Annotated in this window: 17 protein-coding genes, 1 pseudogene and 1 riboswitch; of the genes and pseudogenes, 10 read left to right on the plus strand and 8 right to left on the minus strand. The window is 66.8% G+C overall.

Annotated features, from left to right (window positions below):
- Positions 1 to 2: 2 nt before the first annotated feature.
- Genes C2847_RS04010 through fni form a run of 6 tightly spaced genes read left to right on the plus strand, consistent with a single transcriptional unit; the run spans position 3 to position 6,250 of the window.
- Entirely contained in the window at positions 3 to 1,166 is a 1,164-nt protein-coding gene (locus C2847_RS04010) for a cytochrome P450 (protein ID WP_105317183.1), read from the plus strand.
- The gene (locus C2847_RS04015) at positions 1,163 to 1,894 is read left to right on the plus strand and encodes a lycopene cyclase domain-containing protein (protein ID WP_105317184.1); all 732 of its coding nucleotides are present in this window, start codon (positions 1,163 to 1,165) and stop codon (positions 1,892 to 1,894) included. Before C2847_RS04010 ends, C2847_RS04015 begins: the two co-directional genes overlap by 4 nt.
- Positions 1,891 to 2,559: a lysophospholipid acyltransferase family protein gene (locus tag C2847_RS04020; protein WP_105317185.1), complete on the plus strand. Its 669-nt coding sequence runs from the start codon at positions 1,891 to 1,893 to the stop codon at positions 2,557 to 2,559. Before C2847_RS04015 ends, C2847_RS04020 begins: the two co-directional genes overlap by 4 nt.
- Positions 2,556 to 3,587: a glycosyltransferase family 2 protein gene (locus C2847_RS04025; RefSeq protein ID WP_105317186.1), complete on the plus strand. Its 1,032-nt coding sequence runs from the start codon at positions 2,556 to 2,558 to the stop codon at positions 3,585 to 3,587. The genes C2847_RS04020 and C2847_RS04025 overlap by 4 nt, the downstream gene beginning before the upstream one ends.
- Before the next feature lie 54 nt (positions 3,588 to 3,641).
- Positions 3,642 to 5,210, plus strand: coding sequence for a phytoene desaturase family protein (gene crtI / locus C2847_RS04030; RefSeq protein WP_105317187.1), 1,569 nt, complete (start codon positions 3,642 to 3,644; stop codon positions 5,208 to 5,210).
- A complete protein-coding gene (gene fni, locus C2847_RS04035) occupies positions 5,207 to 6,250 on the plus strand; it encodes a type 2 isopentenyl-diphosphate Delta-isomerase (protein WP_105317188.1) in 1,044 nt (347 codons plus the stop codon). The genes crtI and fni overlap by 4 nt, the downstream gene beginning before the upstream one ends.
- A 145-nt stretch (positions 6,251 to 6,395) precedes the next feature.
- On the opposite strand, the gene C2847_RS04040 is transcribed toward fni, so the two are convergent.
- Positions 6,396 to 7,340 carry a YbgA family protein gene (locus C2847_RS04040; RefSeq protein WP_105317189.1) on the minus strand — a complete coding sequence of 315 codons (945 nt, stop codon included), beginning with the start codon at positions 7,338 to 7,340 and terminating at the stop codon, positions 6,396 to 6,398.
- 33 nt (positions 7,341 to 7,373) lie between these two features.
- Positions 7,374 to 7,653, minus strand: a pseudogene (locus tag C2847_RS04045) (transposase); the annotation flags it as partial.
- Between the two features lie 130 nt (positions 7,654 to 7,783).
- Here C2847_RS04045 and C2847_RS04050 point away from each other — a divergent pair.
- Positions 7,784 to 8,692 carry a DUF72 domain-containing protein gene (locus C2847_RS04050; protein WP_105317191.1) on the plus strand — a complete coding sequence of 303 codons (909 nt, stop codon included), beginning with the start codon at positions 7,784 to 7,786 and terminating at the stop codon, positions 8,690 to 8,692.
- Positions 8,693 to 8,722: 30 nt separating this feature from the next.
- Positions 8,723 to 9,394, plus strand: a complete 672-nt coding sequence (mntR, locus tag C2847_RS04055; RefSeq protein WP_105317192.1) for a manganese-dependent transcriptional regulator MntR — start codon at positions 8,723 to 8,725, stop codon at positions 9,392 to 9,394.
- Here mntR and C2847_RS04060 read toward each other — a convergent pair.
- From C2847_RS04060 to C2847_RS04085, 6 genes are all read right to left on the minus strand, one after another.
- Positions 9,376 to 10,542 carry a serine hydrolase domain-containing protein gene (locus tag C2847_RS04060; RefSeq protein ID WP_105317193.1) on the minus strand — a complete coding sequence of 389 codons (1,167 nt, stop codon included), beginning with the start codon at positions 10,540 to 10,542 and terminating at the stop codon, positions 9,376 to 9,378. The two genes, mntR and C2847_RS04060, sit on opposite strands and share 19 nt — an antisense overlap.
- Positions 10,543 to 10,574: 32 nt before the next feature.
- Positions 10,575 to 11,312, minus strand: coding sequence for an SDR family oxidoreductase (locus C2847_RS04065; RefSeq protein WP_105317194.1), 738 nt, complete (start codon positions 11,310 to 11,312; stop codon positions 10,575 to 10,577).
- Positions 11,313 to 11,396: 84 nt separating this feature from the next.
- Positions 11,397 to 11,711 (minus strand): hypothetical protein, encoded by a 315-nt coding sequence (locus C2847_RS04070; protein ID WP_105317195.1) that lies wholly within the window; start codon positions 11,709 to 11,711, stop codon positions 11,397 to 11,399.
- Complete coding sequence (locus C2847_RS04075; protein ID WP_105317196.1) at positions 11,692 to 12,444, minus strand: ABC transporter ATP-binding protein; 753 nt, start codon at positions 12,442 to 12,444, stop codon at positions 11,692 to 11,694. The genes C2847_RS04070 and C2847_RS04075 overlap by 20 nt, the downstream gene beginning before the upstream one ends.
- Positions 12,431 to 13,459 carry a FecCD family ABC transporter permease gene (locus tag C2847_RS04080; RefSeq protein ID WP_105317197.1) on the minus strand — a complete coding sequence of 343 codons (1,029 nt, stop codon included), beginning with the start codon at positions 13,457 to 13,459 and terminating at the stop codon, positions 12,431 to 12,433. Before C2847_RS04080 ends, C2847_RS04075 begins: the two co-directional genes overlap by 14 nt.
- Before the next feature lie 3 nt (positions 13,460 to 13,462).
- The gene (locus C2847_RS04085; RefSeq protein WP_105317198.1) at positions 13,463 to 14,317 is read right to left on the minus strand and encodes an ABC transporter substrate-binding protein; all 855 of its coding nucleotides are present in this window, start codon (positions 14,315 to 14,317) and stop codon (positions 13,463 to 13,465) included.
- 132 nt (positions 14,318 to 14,449) lie between these two features.
- A riboswitch (cobalamin riboswitch) is annotated at positions 14,450 to 14,609 on the minus strand.
- Between the two features lie 131 nt (positions 14,610 to 14,740).
- Between C2847_RS04085 and C2847_RS04090 the strand changes: the two genes are divergently transcribed.
- Entirely contained in the window at positions 14,741 to 15,934 is a 1,194-nt protein-coding gene (locus tag C2847_RS04090; RefSeq protein ID WP_105317199.1) for an ROK family transcriptional regulator, read from the plus strand.
- Positions 15,891 to 17,126, plus strand: coding sequence for an ABC transporter substrate-binding protein (locus tag C2847_RS04095; protein ID WP_164835630.1), 1,236 nt, complete (start codon positions 15,891 to 15,893; stop codon positions 17,124 to 17,126). The genes C2847_RS04090 and C2847_RS04095 overlap by 44 nt, the downstream gene beginning before the upstream one ends.
- Positions 17,127 to 17,162: the final 36 nt, after the last annotated feature.

Raw genomic sequence — 17,162 nt, forward strand, 5'->3', positions numbered from 1 at the left:
CCATGACCGCCACCTTGAACCTCAAAAAAGCCCTGCCCGACCTAAGGCGGCTCCGGGAAGACCCCCTCTCTACCCTCTTGGCCTGGGGCCGGGCCCACCCCCGGCTGCACCTGCCCCTTCCAGGGATGCCCCTCCACCTGGTCTTCGACCCCCAAGGAGTGGAAAAGGTGCTCCACGCCACCGACCACAAGGCCACCTTCCAGTACCAGGAGCTTTCCCGGCTTACGGGGCGGGGCCTCCTCACCGACTGGGGGGAAGCCTACCAAAGGGCCCGCAAGGCCCTCAAAGACCCCTTCCTCCCCCGGAGCGTGGCGGGCTACCGGGGAGCCTTGGTGGAGGAGGCGGAGGCTTTTTTCTCCTCCTGGCGCCCCAGGGAACGGCGGGAGCTGGACCACGCCATGCTGGCCCTTTCCCTGCGCTTCCTGGGCCGGGCCCTTTGGGGAAAAGCCCTACCCGAGCGGATTGCCGAGTTGGCCCTCTCCGCCCTGGAGCGGATCGTGGAGCGGATGCAAAACCCCTTCTCCCGGCTGGACCTCCTGGCAGAGTGGCGCTTCCATCAACACAGAAGGGCCCTGGAGGAAGCGGCCCTCCCCCTACTTTCCGAGCCCCCCCTCTCCGCTCTCCCCCGGGAAAGGGCCCTGGCCGAGGCCAAAACCCTCCTGGTGGCGGGGCACGAAACCACCGCTAGCGCCCTCACCTGGAGCCTCTACCTCCTCTCCCACAGGCCGGACTGGCAGGAGAAGGTGGCGGAAAGCGAGGCCCACGCCCTGGCCGCCTTCCAGGAAGCTCTGAGGCTTTACCCCCCTGCCTGGATCCTCACCCGCAAGGCAGAGGCCCCCCTGAACCTGGGGAACGAAGAGGTCCCCCCGGGCACCACGGTGGTCCTCTCCCCCTACGTGACCCACCGGCTCCACTTTCCCCAGGGCGAGGCCTTCCGCCCCGAGCGTTTCCTGGAAGGACGGGGCACCCCTTCCGGGCACTACTTCCCCTTCGGCCTGGGAAGGCGGCTCTGCCTGGGGCGGGACTTCGCCCTCTTAGAAGGCCCCGTGGCTCTCATGGCCTTCTTCCGCCGCTTCCGGCTCTCTCCTTTGCCCACGCCTAAGGTTCACGCCGGAGTAACCTTACGGCCCGAGGGGGGGCTTTGGGCCACCCTGGAGGCCGCATGACCTACCTGGGGTTCCACCTCATCCTCCTCCTTCCCCCCTTGGCCCTGCTCCTCCTCTGGGCCCGGCCCAAAGCCCCAAGGCTTTGGGCCTACCTCCTCATGCCCCTCATCGCCCTCCTCTACACCACCCCCTGGGACAACTACCTGGTCTGGAAGGGGGTCTGGGGCTACCCCGAGGGGCGGGTGCTCCTCCGCATCGGGTACGTGCCCTTGGAGGAGTACCTTTTCTTCCTCCTCCAGCCCCTCCTCACCGGGGCCCTCCTCCTCCAGCCCCTCCTCACCGGGGCCCTCCTCCTCCGCCTCGCGGGGGAGCCCCCAAGCCCGGGCCCGGGCCTTGCCCGGGTGGTGGGGGGTGGGCTATGGCTCCTCCTGGCCGCCTTGGGCGTACTGCTCGTGGCCCTGGAGGGCCGCTACCTCTACCTGGGCCTCATCCTGGCCTACTTCGCCCCGGTCTTCGTCCTCCAGTGGGCCTTCGGGGGGGATCTGCTCTGGGCCTGGCGGAAGCCCTTCTTCCTTGGAACGGCTCTCCCCACCCTCTACCTCTGGCTCGCCGACTTCTGGGCCATCACCCTCGAAGAAATTTGGTGGATCTCCGAGGCCCATACCCTGGGGGTAAAGGCCTGGGGCCTGCCCCTGGAGGAGATGGCCTTCTTCCTCTTCACCAACCTGGCGGTGGTGCAGGGCCTGCTCCTGGCCTGGCACCCCGAGGCCCTGAGGCGCCTGCGATGAGGCTGGACCCAAAGCGCCCGTTCCCCTGTCTGCTTAAGGCCCTGGTGGAGGGAATGCTCCAGGCTTCCTTAAGGGGGAGCCTCCGGGGGGTCTATCTGCGGGGGGAGGTGCCGCCCGGTCCCCTGGTCCTGGCCATGAACCACCACAGCCACTTTGACGGCCACCTGGTCTGGTTTTTGGGAAAGCACCACCGCCGCCCCTTGAGCCTCTTGGTGGCGGAGGAAAACCTGAGGGCCTTCCCCGTCCTGGTCCTGGCAGGGGCCCTCGAGGCGGGACGGGTGCGGGAAGCCCTGCGGCGCCTCGCCAAGGGCGAGTGGGTGGCGGTCTTCCCCGAAGGGACCATGCGCTACCCCGGCCCCCTGGGCCCCTTACGCCCTGGGGCGGCCTGGCTCTCCGCCAAGGCCGGGGTACCCCTCCTCCCCGTGGCCTGCCGGGTAGCCCTGCGGGGCTTTGAGCACCCCGAAGCCTTCGTGTGGGTGGGAAAGCCCCTTCCCCCGGAGGGGGATCTGGAAAGGGCCCTGGCGGGCCTCCTGGCCGAGCTGGACCGCCTGCTGGCGCAAACCCACCCTAGGGCGCTCCCCGAGGGCTTCCGGGAGGTCCTCCGGGGGCGGCGGAGCCTGGAGGAGCGGGTACGCCCCCTGGTGGAGGCTGTGAAGCGGCTATGAACCCCCCAAGCGACTTTTTCTTCGGGGTGTTCCTCTTCCTGCTCCTCCGCCTCTTGTCCCTTTTCTACAACCTTTCGCGCTTTCCCCGGCTCACGCCCGCGCCTACCCCCAAGCGGCCCAGCGCCTCCCTCCTGGTCCCCGCCCGCAACGAGGCGGAAAACCTGAGGCGCACCCTCCCCAGCCTCCTGCAGCAGGGGGCCCTGGAGGTCCTGGTCCTGGACGACGGCTCGGAGGACGGCACCGCGGAGGTGGCCCTGGAGCTGGGAAGGGGCTACCCGGGCTTCCGCCTCCTAAAGGGCAAACCCCTTCCCTCAGGATGGACCGGGAAGAACTGGGCCTGCTGGCAACTGGCCCAGGAAGCCCGGGGAGAGGTCCTGGTCTTCACCGACGCGGACGTGCGCTGGGAAAAGGGGGCCCTAGGAGGGCTTTTGCAGGCCCTGGAGGGGGTAGACCTCCTCTCCGCCTTGCCCCAGCAGGAGGCCCGGGGGGCCTTGGTGACGGCTACGGTACCCTTTGTGATGGGGGGCTTTTTCTCCTTTCTGCCCCATCCCCTCCTCGAGGCCCTAAGGGTGGCCAACGGCCAGGTGCTGGCCTTCCGCCGGGAGGCCTACTTCGCCCTTGGAGGGCACCAGGCGGTGCGGGCAGAGGTGCTGGAGGACGTGGCCCTAGGCCGGAGGGCGGGGCGGTTCCGCCTGGCCCTGGGCACGAACCTCTTCGCCGCGGAGATGTACCGGGGCTACCGGGAGGTGGTGGAGGGCTTTGGCAAAAACTTTCTGGAGATTCACCTCAAGAACCCCGTAGTCCTTTTGGGAAGCGCCTTCTACCACCTCTCCCTCTACACCCTTCCCTGGCTTTTTGGCCGCTTGGAGCTGGGGCTTTTGGGCCTCGCGGAGAGGCTTCTGGTGCAAGCGGCCCTGGGGGGCCCCCTCTGGCCCGCCCTCCTCACCCCCCTTGCCCCAGTCGTCCTCCTCCCCGCGTACCTGCGGGCCCTCCTACCGGGCAAGCGCTGGAAGGGGCGGGTCCTTTAGCAGTGTGGGCCCGGCCCAACTTCTCCTTCCGCCCTTCCGGGTAAACTCCTGCCCATGCGGGCTATCGTCATCGGAAGCGGGGTGGGCGGGCTTTCCGTCGCCATACGCCTGGCGGCCATGGGCCTCGAGGTCCTGGTCTTGGAGAAACTGGACGACCCCGGGGGTAGGGCCCGGGTACACCGGGCGGAGGGCTTTACCTTTGACATGGGCCCTACGGTGATCACCGTGCCCCCTTTCCTGGAGGACCTCTTCGCCACCCGCCCGGGGGACCCTAGGCTTTACCCTGATTTCCCAGAGGAAGAGGGCCTCACCCACACCACCCGCTACGTGAGGCTTGTCCCCCTGGACCCCTTCTACCGCATTCACTTCCCCGACGGCACCCACTTTGACTACAAGGACGACCGGGAGCACCTCCTAGGGGAGATCCGCCGCCTGGCCCCGGAGGACCTGGAGGGCTACCTCCGTTTTGAAGAGGCGGCCCGGGCCATCTTCCAACGGGGCTTCTTGGAGCTGGGCTTCACCCACTTTGGAAGCCTCCTGGACCTTCTCAAGGTGGCCCCTGACCTCCTCAGGCTGGATGCGGTCCGCCCCCTTTTCACCTTCGTGAAGAAGTACTTCCAAAACCCCAAGATGCGCCGGGTCTTCTCCTTTGAAAGCCTCCTCATCGGCGGCAACCCCCTTGCGGTCCCCGCCATCTACGCCATGATCCACTTCGTGGAGCGGAACTGGGGGGTGCACTTCGCCATGGGGGGCACGGGGGCCCTGGTGCGGGGCTTGGTGCGCAAGCTGGAGGAGCTGGGGGGAAGGATCCGCTACGAGGCTCCCGTGCGCCGCATCCTCACCCGGAAGGGCAAGGCGGTGGGGGTGGTCCTGGAAAACGGCGAGCGCCTGGACGCTGACCTGGTGGTCTCCAACGCCGACTACGTGCACACCTACGGGGAGCTCCTGGCCCCGGAAGACCGCTTTTGGCATGGGGACTGGCGCCTAAAGCGCACCCGGCTTTCCATGAGCCTCTTCGTGGCCTACTTCGGCTTCCAGGCCCGGGGGGACGAGGGAGAGCGGCTCCGCCACCACAACGTCCTCCTCTCGGAGCGGTACGAGGACCTACTCAAGGACATCTTCGGGCGAAAGGTCCTCCCCGAGGACTTTGCCCACTACCTCCACCTGCCCACCCTCACCGACCCCTCCCTGGCCCCCCCAGGGCATCATGCCGCCTACACCCTGGTGCCCGTGCCCCACAACGGAAGCGGCCTGGACTGGCGGGCGCTAGGCCCCAGGTACCTGGAGAAGGCCCTTCGCTACCTGGACGAGGCGGGCTACCTGCCCGGGCTCATGGACCGCCTGGTCTACACCCACTTCGTCACCCCCGACTACTTCCAGTGGACCCTCAACAGCCACCTGGGCAACGCCTTTGGCCCCGAGCCCGTCCTTTGGCAGACCGCCTCCTTCCGGCCCAGGAACCGCTCGGAGGACGTCAGGGGCCTCTACCTAGTGGGCCAAAGCTACCAGCCAGGGGCGGGTCTGCCCAGCGTGATGATGTCCGCCAAGATGACCGCCAGGCTCATCGCCCACGACCTGGGCCTGGAGCGGGCCCCAAGGGCCCTCCTGGAGGCCCGGGCGTGAGCACCCTGGCAAGGAAGCGGAAGCACCTCGAGGCCTGCCTCCACGGGGAGGTGGCCTACCAGCGGACCACCACCGGCCTGGAGCGCTACCGCCTCCGCTACCAGGCCCTGGCGGGCCTGGCCCTTGCCGAGGTGGACCTCACCACCCCCTTTTTGGGCAAGGTCCTGAAGGCCCCCTTCCTGATCGGGGCCATGACCGGGGGGGAGGCTATGGGCGAGAGGATCAACCTGGCCCTGGCCGAGGCGGCCGAGGCCCTGGGGGTGGGGATGATGCTGGGCTCAGGGCGCATCGTCCTGGAAAGGCCCGAGGCCCTAAGGAGCTTCCGGGTGCGCAAGGTGGCCCCGAAGGTACTCCTCATCGCCAACCTGGGCCTGGCCCAGCTCCGGTGCTACGGGCGGGACAACCTTCTGCGGCTGGTGGAGATGCTGGAAGCCGACGCCCTGGCCCTGCACGTGAACCCCCTGCAGGAGGCGGTGCAAGGGGGGGACACGGACTTCCGGGGGCTTCTGGAACGCCTGCAAGCCCTCCTTCCCCTCCCCTTCCCCGTGCTGGTGAAGGAGGTAGGGCACGGCCTTTCCCGGGAAGCCGCCTTAGCCCTAAGGGGGCTTCCCCTGGCGGCGGTGGACGTGGCCGGGGCTGGGGGGACGAGCTGGGCAAGGGTGGAGGAATGGGTCCGCTATGGGGAAGTGCGCCACCCGGAGCTTTGCGAGATCGGCCTTCCCACAGCAAGGGCCATCCTGGAGGTGCGGGAGGTCCTCCACGAGGTACCCCTCATCGCCTCCGGGGGGATCTACACGGGCACGGAGGCGGTGAAGGCCCTGGCCCTGGGGGCCGACCTGGTGGCGGTGGCAAGGCCTCTCCTGAAGCCGGCCCTGGAGGGCCCAAAGGCCGTGGCCGCCTTCCTGGAGGATTACCTGAAGGAGATGCGCACCGCCCTCTTCGCCATCGGGGCCAAGACCCCTAAGGAGGCCCGGGGGCGGATTGAGCCCGACTACCCCCTGGGGGCTCCGGGCCCAACGGGGACCACCCGAGGAGGGTGATCCGCTCGGCCTCGAGGGTGCAGCGGGGTTCATGCATAACCGCTCAAGTACCCCGTTGGGGCTTGCGCGCCAACGAGGCCCAAAAAGCCATGGGCAAGCCGCATCCGCCCTTGCCGGTAGGGCACCCCCTATGCACGGGCACTTGTCAGGAGCTTCTAGCCTCCATGAGGCCCCTGGGGTAGGGCTCAAAGAGGGCCTGGCCCTCCAGGTACTCCTCCCCCTGCCGCAGGGCCCAGGACCGGAGGAGGGCCAGGGGGGCCTCGAGGGGCACCCTTTCCTCCCGGAAATCCGCGAGAAGGTCCAGGAAATGGGCCTTTTCCTTAGGCGAAAGAACCCCTTTAAAGTGGCCAAAGGCGTGGAGGAGGGCATCCGCCATGGAGGGCAGGCGGAAGGGAAGGCGGGTGGCCTGCAAGAACCCCTCCTCGTACGCCCGGCGCAACGCCACAAAGGGCCTGCCCTTCCCCTCCGCCAGGAGCCGGCCCAAAGCCCGAGCCGCCGCCTGATGGTGGGCGTGTAGGAGAAGTTTGTAGCGGGCGTGGAAGGCCATAAGGCCAGGGAGGTCCTCCACCGCCCTAAGCCGGGCCAAGGCGAAGATGCGGGTGAGGAAGTGGGCCCGGAGGCGGGCGTTGGTCAGCCTGCCCTCATCCTCCTTGGGGAGGAGGGGGAAGGCCCTTTCCACCGCTTGGGCGAAGAGGCCAGCCCCTTTGCCTACCACCCCGCCGCCCACAGCGTGAGCGTAGACCTTGGCGTCTTTGAGGGCGCAGGAGGGGGAACGGTTTTTCAGGATGAACCCCTCCACCTGGCCCAAGGAGGCGAGAAACCTCTGGCTGAATGCCTGCATTCTCCCCGTGAGGTCCTCGCCCGTCTGGGGCTGAACCATGCGCACCCCCTCCCCCACCCGCACCAGGCGCACCGTGGGCCTCGGCACCCCTAGGCCGATCTCCACTTCCGGGCACACGGGGATGAAGTCCACATGCTCCCGCAAGGCAGCCACAATCCGATCTGGTATCAGTTCCCCCGAGTAGCGCACGGCGGCAAAGCCCAAGCAGGCGCTCACCACCACTTTAGGCCTTGGCCAAAGGGGCTCCATGGGCTCATTTTCCCATGGCTTCCCTAGACAAAGCTTGCTCCCTTTAACCTTCTTCCCCCCGTCGACAAGGTAGCCCGCTGGGCTGACGTCCCCGGGGCCCCCTTTTTCCCGTCTTCACCGACTGGCTATCCATCGCCAGGGCGCTTGGAGAGGCATACCGCCCCTCCCGCTCCCGGTCAAGGCGGACCAGGGTCTGGGCCACCCGCTCCCAGACCCCCTCCTTCTGCCACTTGCGAAAGTAGGGGTAGACCGTGGACCGGTGGGGTAAGTCATGAGGCATGGCCCGCCACTGGATGCCGTTGTTCAGGACGTAGAGGTTGAAGCCCGGGGCCTTAGAAGCCCTAGCCCACGAGCTCCTTCCCCTGGCCCGCCAAGCGGAGAGGGCCGCAGCCAAGGCGGGGTAAGCGCTTGTCTAAAACCCCCACCCCTGCCACCATGAGGGCATGGGAGAGATCCGGGTGGGTACCGCCAGCTGGACGGACGAAACCCTCCTCGCCTCCGGGTGGTATCCTCCCGAGGTACGCCACCATCCCGAGAAGCGCCTCCGCTACTACGCGGAGCACTTTGACACCGTGGAGGTGGACAGCACCTTCTACGCCCTACCCCGGCGGGAGGTGGTGGCGAAATGGGCAGAGAGGACCCCAGCGGGCTTTCTCTTCCACGTGAAGGCATTTTCCGCCTTCACCGGGCACGGCCTCGAGGCCACCACCCTTCCCAAGGACCTTCGCTCCCTTCTCCCCAAAACCGAAGGCCACCTGGCCCAGCGGGAAATCCCCCAAGAGGTTCTAGAGGAAGCCTGGAACCGCTTCTTCGCCGCCATCACCCCCTTAAGGGAGGCCGGCAAGCTGGGGTACCTGCACTTCGGCCTTCCGCCCTGGACTGAACCCAAGCCCCGAAGCTTCCAGTACCTGGAGCACCTAGCGGAAAGGACAAGGGGCTACTTTGTAGCGGTGGAGTTCCGCAACCCCAGGTGGTATGTGGCCTGGGGGTTTGTGAAGAAGGAGCTTGAGCGGCTTGGCCTCATCCACGTGAGCGTGGATGCCCCACCCCATCCCGAGGCCCCACCCCGGGTCCTGGAACCCACCCACCCCGTGGCGGTGCTCCGATGCCACGGAAGAAACGCAGAGTCCTGGAAAGGCCCGCACCAAAAGCCCTACGAGCGCTTCAACTGGCGTTACTCGGAAGAGGAGCTTCAGGACCTGGCCCAGGCCACCCTGACCCTTGCGGAGAAGGCCGAGACGGTTTTCGTCATTTTCAACAATAACTACGGCACCCAGGGCGTGGAGGCAGCCCTGGGACTTAAAGGCCTCCTGGGCCTAGGGCCTCCTCCCTGGACCAAGAAGCTCCTTTAACCCCTAGGGTTTCATGCTACCTTGAGGGGGATGGCGCGCCCTCCCCTGTCCGAGGCCCAGGAGGACTACCTGAAGCAGCTCTTCCTCCTGGAGGCGGAGAGGCAAGGTCCGGTGCCCACCCAGGCGCTTGCCGAGCGCTTGGGGGTTAAACCCCCCTCGGTGACGGAGATGCTCAAGAAGCTCACCGCCTTGGGCCTGGTGGAGCATGCCCCCTACCAGGGAGCCCGGCTCACCGAGCCCGGGCGGCGGATCGCCCTGGAGGTCCTAAGGCACCACCGGCTCCTCGAGGCCTACCTCCACCAGGCCCTTGGTTACGGTTGGGAAGAGGTCCACCAGGAAGCGGAACGGCTGGAGCACGTGATCAGCGAGGCCTTTGAGGAAAGGATCGCCGAGCTCTTAGGCCACCCTCCCTTTGACCCCCACGGGGACCCCATCCCCACCAAGGACCTGGCCCTCCCGGAAGCCCCTGCCCTCCCCCTTTCCGAGGCCCCCCTGGGGGAGGCCCGGGTGGTGCGGGCCTTGGCCCAGGACCGGGGCACCCTCAACCTCCTGGCCAAGCTGGGCCTGGTTCCCGGAAAGGTCCTTAGGGTGGTGGAGAAGGAAAATGGGGTGGGCATCGAAATGGCAGGGGAGGTATTGCGCCTTCCCGAGGAACTGGCCCAGGCTGTTGGGGTAGAGTCCCTTCAGGAAAGGGCCCCGTAAACCAGGGTACGGAAGGCCAGGCCAAGCCGCTGCCCAAGCCGGGAGTGAAGGGCCTTTTCCGGCTCCAGCACGGAAAGGAGATTGGGGGCCTGGGTGAAAAGCAAGGCGCTCAGTTCCAGGGCGGGATCCACCAGGAAATAGGTGCCGGCAAACCCCCACCAGTAGAAGTCCCCGGGGCTTCCCGGAGCCAGACCCCCATGGCCCAAACGCACCGCCACCCCCAGGCCAAAGCCGTAACCCGGACCTGGGGTGTACTCCAAGCCCCGCCGCAACCCGGCCTCGTAAAGGGGACCCAGGTGGTCCTGGGTCATGAGGCGGCACAGGCTCGGGTGCAGCACACCCCGGCCCGTGCGCAGGGCCTCCAGGAACCGCAGGTAGTCCCAGGCCGTGCTCACCCCGCCCAGGCCCCCCGCATACCGGGGGGGCTCCGCCTCCAGGGGGATCAGGCGGATGGACCTGCCCGTTTCCGGGTCTTGGGGGAAGGACTTTGCCAAACGGGCAGGATCCTTGGCCCGAAAACCCGAGTCCCGCATCCCCAAGGGGGCGAATACCCGTTCCTTCAAGAGCTCCGCCAGGCTTTTCCCCGAAAGCACCTCCAAAAGATGTCCAAGCACATCGGTGGAAAGCCCGTACTCAAAGGCCTCTCCCGGCTGAAAGCGCAGGGGCAAAGCGGCCAGGCGCCCAAGAAACTCCTCCCGGGAAAGGTCAAACCGGTCCACCCCCGCCTCTAGGTAGAGCCTCTTCAGCGGGGAGCGGAAGAAGACCCCATAGGTAAAGCCCGCCGTGTGGCGCAGGAGGTCGTAGACGGTGAGGGGCCGCCTAAGGTCCTCGAGGGCCACCTCCTCCCCCACTTCCCGCCCCACCTTGACCCCGGCGAACCCCGGCAGGTACTTTTCCACAGGGTCCAGAAGGGAAAGGCTGCCCTCCTCCACGAAGGTGAGGGCCAGGGCGGAAACCCAGGGCTTGGTCATGGAGTAGATGCGGAAAAGAGCGTCTTCCCGCATGGGAAGAGCCCTTTCCGGATCCAGATACCCCCCCACCCCCTGATAGACCACCTCTCCCCCCCGGGCCACCAGGGCCACGTACCCGGGAAGAAGGCCCTCAGCCACCTGCCTCTTCAAAAAACCATCCAGCCAGGAAAAATCCATGGTTCCCCCCTGGGGACCTAGCCTCCCTACCCTCAGGCGGGAGCAGCTCCCACCGTTCTACCCCCATCCACGAAGAGGACCTGGCCGGTAATGAAGCTGGATTCATCCGAAACCAGGAAAAGGGCGGCGTAGGCCACCTCTATGGGCTGGCCGGCCCGACCCAAGGGTGTGGCGGCGATGGCCTTCTCCCGCACCTTCTCCGGCACCTTAGCCGTCATCCGAGTTTCAATGAACCCAGGGGCCAGGGCGTTCACCCGGATCCCATACCGCCCCAGCTCCAGGGCCAGGGTACGGGTAAGCCCCACCACCCCCGCCTTGGAAGCCGCATAGTTGGCCTGCCCCAGGTTACCCAGGTACACCCGGGAACTGGTGAGCACGATGGAACCGGGGTTCCGCTCCCGCATGGCCTCGGAGGCCGCTTTGGCCACCAGGAAGCTTCCCGTAAGGTTCACCCTCAACACCGCCTCCCAGTCCTCCAGGGGCATCTTCCAGTGGAAGTTGTCCCGGGTGATGCCGGCATAGTGCACCAACCCGTCCAGGCGGCCCATGGCCTGAAGGGCCTCCCGGAATCCCCTCTCCACGGAAAGCGGGTCGGCCACGTTCATGGGAAGGGCCAAGGCCCCCGTGGCCGCCGCCGCCTCCCTTAGGGGCTCCTCCTCCAGATCGCAGGCCACCAGCCTGGCCCCCTCCCGGGCAAACAGCTCCAAGGTAGCCCGGCCGATCCCGTGGGCCGCCCCCGTGATCAGCACCACCTTGTCCTTTAGCCGCATCCCCCACCTCCTGCGTGTGGCGACCGAACGGTCGGTAAGTTCACCCTACCCCGTGGCGGGGTTTCCGTCAAGGGCTTCTTCGCCTCACCCCAGCCGCCAGGCATAGTAAGGGGTTTCCACAAAGGCCGGAGGCCCTCCCAAATACACCCTGAGCCCCGGAAGGATCAGGGTCTCCCCCTCCCACTCAAAGGCTAGGGGGTCCACCGGCAAAGGGTAGTGGAGAACCCCCGCCCGGGGCAGGCCAAGCCGCAAGCGCTCGGGCAGGGAAAGCTTACCCACCAGGAGGTAACGGGCCCTCTTGGGTCCGGATTCCGTGTAAAAGGCCACCTCCTCCCCAAGGTCCAGGAGGAAAGCCCGGCCCCGGATGTAGAGCCTGGCCCTATCCGTCCAGGTAGACATGGGGCCTCCCCATGAGGTGGGCTACCCGCACCCCTGGGCCGTAGAGGTTTTGCAGAAGGGTTTCCGTGAGCACCGCCTCCGGTCTTCCTTCCGCCAAAAGCCGTCCCCCTTTCAACACCGCCACCCGTCCAGCCAAAGCCGCCTGGTTGGGGTCGTGAAGGATGGAAAGAATCCCCATCCCCTTAGCAACCAGGTTTTGGAAGAGGGCCAGAAGCCCACCCTGGTATTCCAGGTCCAGGAAGGTGGTGGGTTCGTCCAGAAGGAGGTAGCGGGGCCTAGCCGCCAGGGCCCGGGCTAGAAGAACCCGCTGGCGCTCCCCGCCAGAAAGGCTACCCAGGTACCGGCCCCGGAAACGGGAAGCCCCCGTAACCTCCAAAGCCCACTCCACCACTTCCCCATCCTCCCGCCCTTCCCGCCCCCAAAGGCCCAGGTGGGGAAGCCTTCCTAAGCGCACCACCTCCTCCACCAAGAGCCCCTCCGGGTAGGGGCCTCCCTGGGGCAGGTAGGCGAGGAGCCGGCCCCGGGCATAGCTTCCATAGGCCGGAAGGGGCTTTCCCTCCAGAAAGACCCCCCCTGCCCTGGGCCGGAGGAGCCCCGCCATAACCCTTAGAAGGGTGCTCTTCCCCGATCCATTGGGGCCCAAAAGAGCCACCCACTCCCCTGGCCTTACGGCCAGGTCCACCCCTAAGAGGGCGTAGGGCCCCACGATCCCCTTGGCCTCAAGCCCTTCCACGCCGCCTCCACATCAGGTACAGGAAGAATGGCCCCCCAAGAAGGGTGGTGACCACCCCCACAGGAAGCTCCGCCGGCCGGGTAAGGGTGCGGGCCAGGAGGTCCGCCAACGTTAGGAGGACCGCCCCGCCCAGGGCAGAAGCAGGCAGAAGCAAGCGGTAATCCTCATCCAAGAGGCGCCGGAGGAGATGGGGGGTAATCAGGCCCACGAAACCGATGATCCCCGCCTGGGCCACGGCAGCAGCCACCAACAGGCTTGCGGCAAGGAGGAGGAGGAGTTTCAGGCCCTCGAGGGGTAGCCCCATACTCCGGGCCACCTCCTCCCCTAGCTGGAGAGCGTTCAACACCCGGCCCAGAAGCAACAGCGGGGGAAGGGCCAGAAGGAAAAAAAGGACCATGGCCTTCACCGAAGGCCAGCCCATGAAGGCCAGGTTGCCCAGGGTGTAGGCGAAGACCGCCCGCACCCGGTCGGCGTCCTGCATCATCAGGTAGGTGGTGGCCCCGGTCAGAACGCTCCCCACCACCACCCCTGCCAGAACCAGCTCCCCCGTCCGGGCCGCCCCCCCTGCCAGAACCAGGGTGAGGAAGGTGGCGGAGAGGGCCCCGAGGAACCCGAAGAGGGTGGCGGGAAGGGGCAGGCTTTGGAAGATGGCGTGCTGGGCAAAGGCGGGGGCCAGGCCCCCCAGCAGGCTGGCCAGAAGGGTCACGGCGAAGGCCGCCCCCGCCGCCGAGCCCATGAGGTAGGGGTCGGCCAGGGGATTGCGGAAAAGCCCCTGGAAGCTGGCCCCCGCCACCCCCAAGGCCGCCCCCACCAGCATCCCCCCCAGGACCCGGGGGAGGCGCATCTCCGTGACGATGGGATTCTCCGTTAGGCCCAAAAGGGCCTGGAACACCTCGCCCGGCGGCAGGCTCACCGCCCCCATGGCTACCCCCAGCACCAGGGCCAGGAGGAGCAGGAGGAGGAGCCAGAAAAAGACCAGGCTCCGCCTAAGGGCCAGGGGGAGGGCCCGGGTCATGGCCTAACGCCCGTGGAAGCAATCCACCAAGAGCCTAAGCCCTTGGGCCACCCGGGGGCCTGGGCGGGAGAGGAGGCTATCCTGACCCCCGGTAAACACGCAGATGCGCCCCGTCTGCACCGCCTTCACCCGGCTCCAGCCAGGCCTGGCCCGGATGGTTTCCAGGGCGCCCGGGTAGGTGGCCACGATTACCTCGGGGTTCTTCTCCACCACGAACTCGGGGGCAATCTTGGGGAAAAGGCCCAGCTCCTTGGGGATGACGTTCACCCCCCGGGCCTTTTGAATCAGGACCCCGATGAAGCTCTCCGGACCCACGGTGTAGGGGGTGGGGTCGATCTCATAGTAAACCCGGGGCCGGGTCGTGGCCTTGGCCGCACGGGACTCCTCCTGGTACACCTCCCGCTGAATCTGGGCCACCAGGCGCTCCGCCTGGGCCTCGAGGCCAAGAAGCTTCCCCAGGGTGCGGGTGGTGCGGAAGATGTCCTCGTAGGTCTCCGTGCGCACCGCATACACCGTTAGGCCCGCCCGCTCCAGGGTTTCGTACAGACGCCCGTACTTGGAAACCAAAACCAGATCTGGCTTCAGGGAGACGATGAACTCGGGGTTGGGGTTGTAAAGCCCTCCCGCCTTGGGCAGGGCCTTCACCCTCTCGGGCCAGTCGGAGTAGTCGTCGGTGGCCACGATGCGGTCGCAGGCCCCTAGGGCGCAAACCGTCTCCGTCACCGAGGGCAACATGGTGACGATCCGTTTGGGCGGTGCCTTGACGGTAACCGTGCGCCCTAGGTCGTCGGTGAGGGTAAGGGGAAAGGCAAAGGCCAGAGCCAAAAGAACCGAAAGAACCGAAATAACTCTCCTCATGCCTACCTCCCTAAGACCGCTAGGGCCAGGCCCGGGGGAGGTAGGGAAAACCCCTGCCGGAAAGCGGCAGGGGCGCAAATGGCTTTGCAAACCCCCATCGCTCCCCCATCCGCGTGAGGTGCCCGCCTCGGGGTCTAGCGGGCGGCCCTGGCAGGTATTCGGGCTTCCGGCCTGCGAAGCTTAAGCCCAAAGCGTGGCCGGTTACCGTTGCGGGACAGCGCCGGACTTGCACCGGACTTCCCCACTTTAAGCCTGGACTACGCGCCCAGGCACCAGGGCAACGGACCTGGCTTTGAGGCCCTAGCGGGCCTTAAGGCAAGGCTAAGCCTAACGGGGCAAAAAGGCAAGGGCTTGACACATCCGGGGACGGGTGATTTACTTAGTCCCGAGAACGAACTAAAGGGGCAAGGGGAAGGAGCGAGGATGCGCAAAGGGGACACGCAGGAAATCCGCAGGCTCAACCGCCGGGCTATCCTGGCCCACCTGAGGCGGGGCCCCCTTACCCGCGCAGACCTTTCCCGGCTTACCGGTTTGGCCAAAAGCGCAGTAAGCCGCCTGGTGGACGAGCTATTACAAGAAGGCCTCCTGGAGGAAGGGACCCTTACCTCTCCCCCCGTGGGCCGGCCCGGCACCCTCTTGCACCTGCGCCCTGGCGCTCGCTTTGCCCTAGGCGCGGAACTGGGGGTGGAGGGAACCGTCCTTCTGGCCCTGGACTGGCGGGGGGAGGTCCTATGGGCCAAGGAATGGAGCCACCCCCGGGAGGCTGGTCCCAAGAAACGTCTGGAACGGCTTTTGCATGAAGTACTGCCCCATGTGCCCGGTCCCTTAGGCCTGGGGTTCACCCTGCCAGGGGTGGTGGTGGAAGACCGCCTCCTCCTAGCCCCCAATCTGGGTTGGAGAAATCTGGACCTCCGGCCCTTGCTTGCCGACTTCCCCTTGCCCACAGCCCTGGAAAACGACGCCAAAGCCTCGGCCCTGTCCGAGGTCTTCTTCCACGGGGAGGCCAATCTGGCCTACCTGGTGCTGAGCACGGGCCTTGGGGTTGGGGTGGTGTCGGAAAGCCGGCTTTTGCGCGGGGCCAGCGGGGCCGCAGGGGAACTGGGCCACTGGCTAAGCCAGGGGCACCAGCTCTGCGCCTGCGGCCGGGTGGGGTGCCTGGAAACCGAACTGGGCCTTGGTGCCCTCTTGGAGCATCACCGTTCCCTCGGCGGAAAGGCAGGGGACCTCGAGGCCCTGCTCCAGCAGGCCAAGCAGGGGGAGGCTTTGGCCCTCGAGGCCATCCGCCACCTAGGCGAGGCCCTGGGCCGCTTCCTGGCTAACCTGGCCGTGGCCTACGACCCCGCCTTGGTGGTGGTGGGGGGAAAGGCAGCGGAGTTCTTTCCCTTCCTGGAGACTCCCCTGCGCCAATCCCTCCGGGCACACGCCTTCTTGGAAGCCCACCGGGACCTCCCCGTGCGCCCCTCGGTCTACGGCCACCTGGCCCCGGCGGTGGGGGGAGCCAGCCTCTTTCTGGCGCGATTCTTTGAGCTGGGCGGCCTGTGGGCGGAACGCCCACGTCGCAATGGAGGTAGGTATGAGGAAGTGGTTTTTGGCGATCGGCGTGGCCTTGGGGCTTAGCGCCCTGGCCCAGACGGGCAAGCTGGAGATCTTCTCCTGGTGGGCAGGGGACGAAGGGCCGGCCCTCGAGGCCCTCATACGGCTCTACAAGCAGAGGTACCCCGGGGTGGAGGTGATCAACGCCACCGTTACGGGCGGCGCCGGGGTCAACGCCAAGGCGGTCCTGAAGACCCGCATGCTGGGCGGCGACCCCCCAGACACCTTCCAGGTGCACGCGGGGCAGGAACTCATCGGCACCTGGGTGGTGGCCGAGCGCATGGAGGACCTCACCAGCCTCTTCCGGCAGGAGGGTTGGCTCCAGGCCTTCCCCAAGGGCCTCGTTGACCTCCTCTCCTACAAGGGAGGCATCTGGAGCGTGCCCGTTAACATCCACCGCTCCAACGTCATGTGGTACATCCCCGCCAAGCTGAAGGAATGGGGGGTGACCCCGCCCAAGACCTGGGCGGAGTTCCTCGCCACCTGCCAGACCTTGAAGCGGAAGGGCCTTGAAGCACCCTTGGCCCTGGGCGAGAACTGGACCCAGCAGCACCTTTGGGAAAGCGTGGCCCTGGCCACCCTGGGAGCCGACGGCTGGAATAACCTCTGGAGCGGCAAGCTGAAGTTCACCGACCCCAAGGTGGTGGCCGTATGGGAAACCTTTGGCAAGGTGCTGGATTGCGCCAACAAGGACGCCGCTGGGCTTTCCTGGCAGCAGGCGGTGGACCGGGTAGTCCAGGGCAAGGCCGCTTTCAACATCATGGGCGACTGGGCCGCCGGCTACATAAGCACCACCTTGAAGCTCAAGCCCGGCACCGACTTCGCCTGGGCCCCGTCGCCCGGCACCTCCGGGATCTTCATGATGCTTTCCGACTCCTTTGGCCTGCCCAAGGGAGCCAAGAACCGGCAAAACGCCATCAACTGGCTCAAGCTGGTGGGCTCCAAGGAGGGCCAGGACACCTTTAACCCCCTGAAGGGCTCCATCGCCGCAAGGCTGGACTCCGACCCCGCCAAGTACAACGCCTACGGCCAGTCGGCCATGAAGGACTGGAAGTCCAACCGCATCGTGGGCTCTTTGGTGCACGGGGCGGTGGCACCCGAAAGCTTCATGAGCCAGTTCGGCACGGTGATGGAGATCTTCTTGCAGAGCAGGAACCCGCAAGCGGCGGCCAACGCTGCCCAGGCCATCGCCAACCAGGTGGGCTTGGGCCGCTAGAACCCCTCGGCCCGTGGGGGCAAAAGCCCCCACGGG

Source organism: Thermus tenuipuniceus (assembly GCF_002964845.1).
In the GTDB taxonomy this organism is placed as follows: domain Bacteria; phylum Deinococcota; class Deinococci; order Deinococcales; family Thermaceae; genus Thermus; species Thermus tenuipuniceus.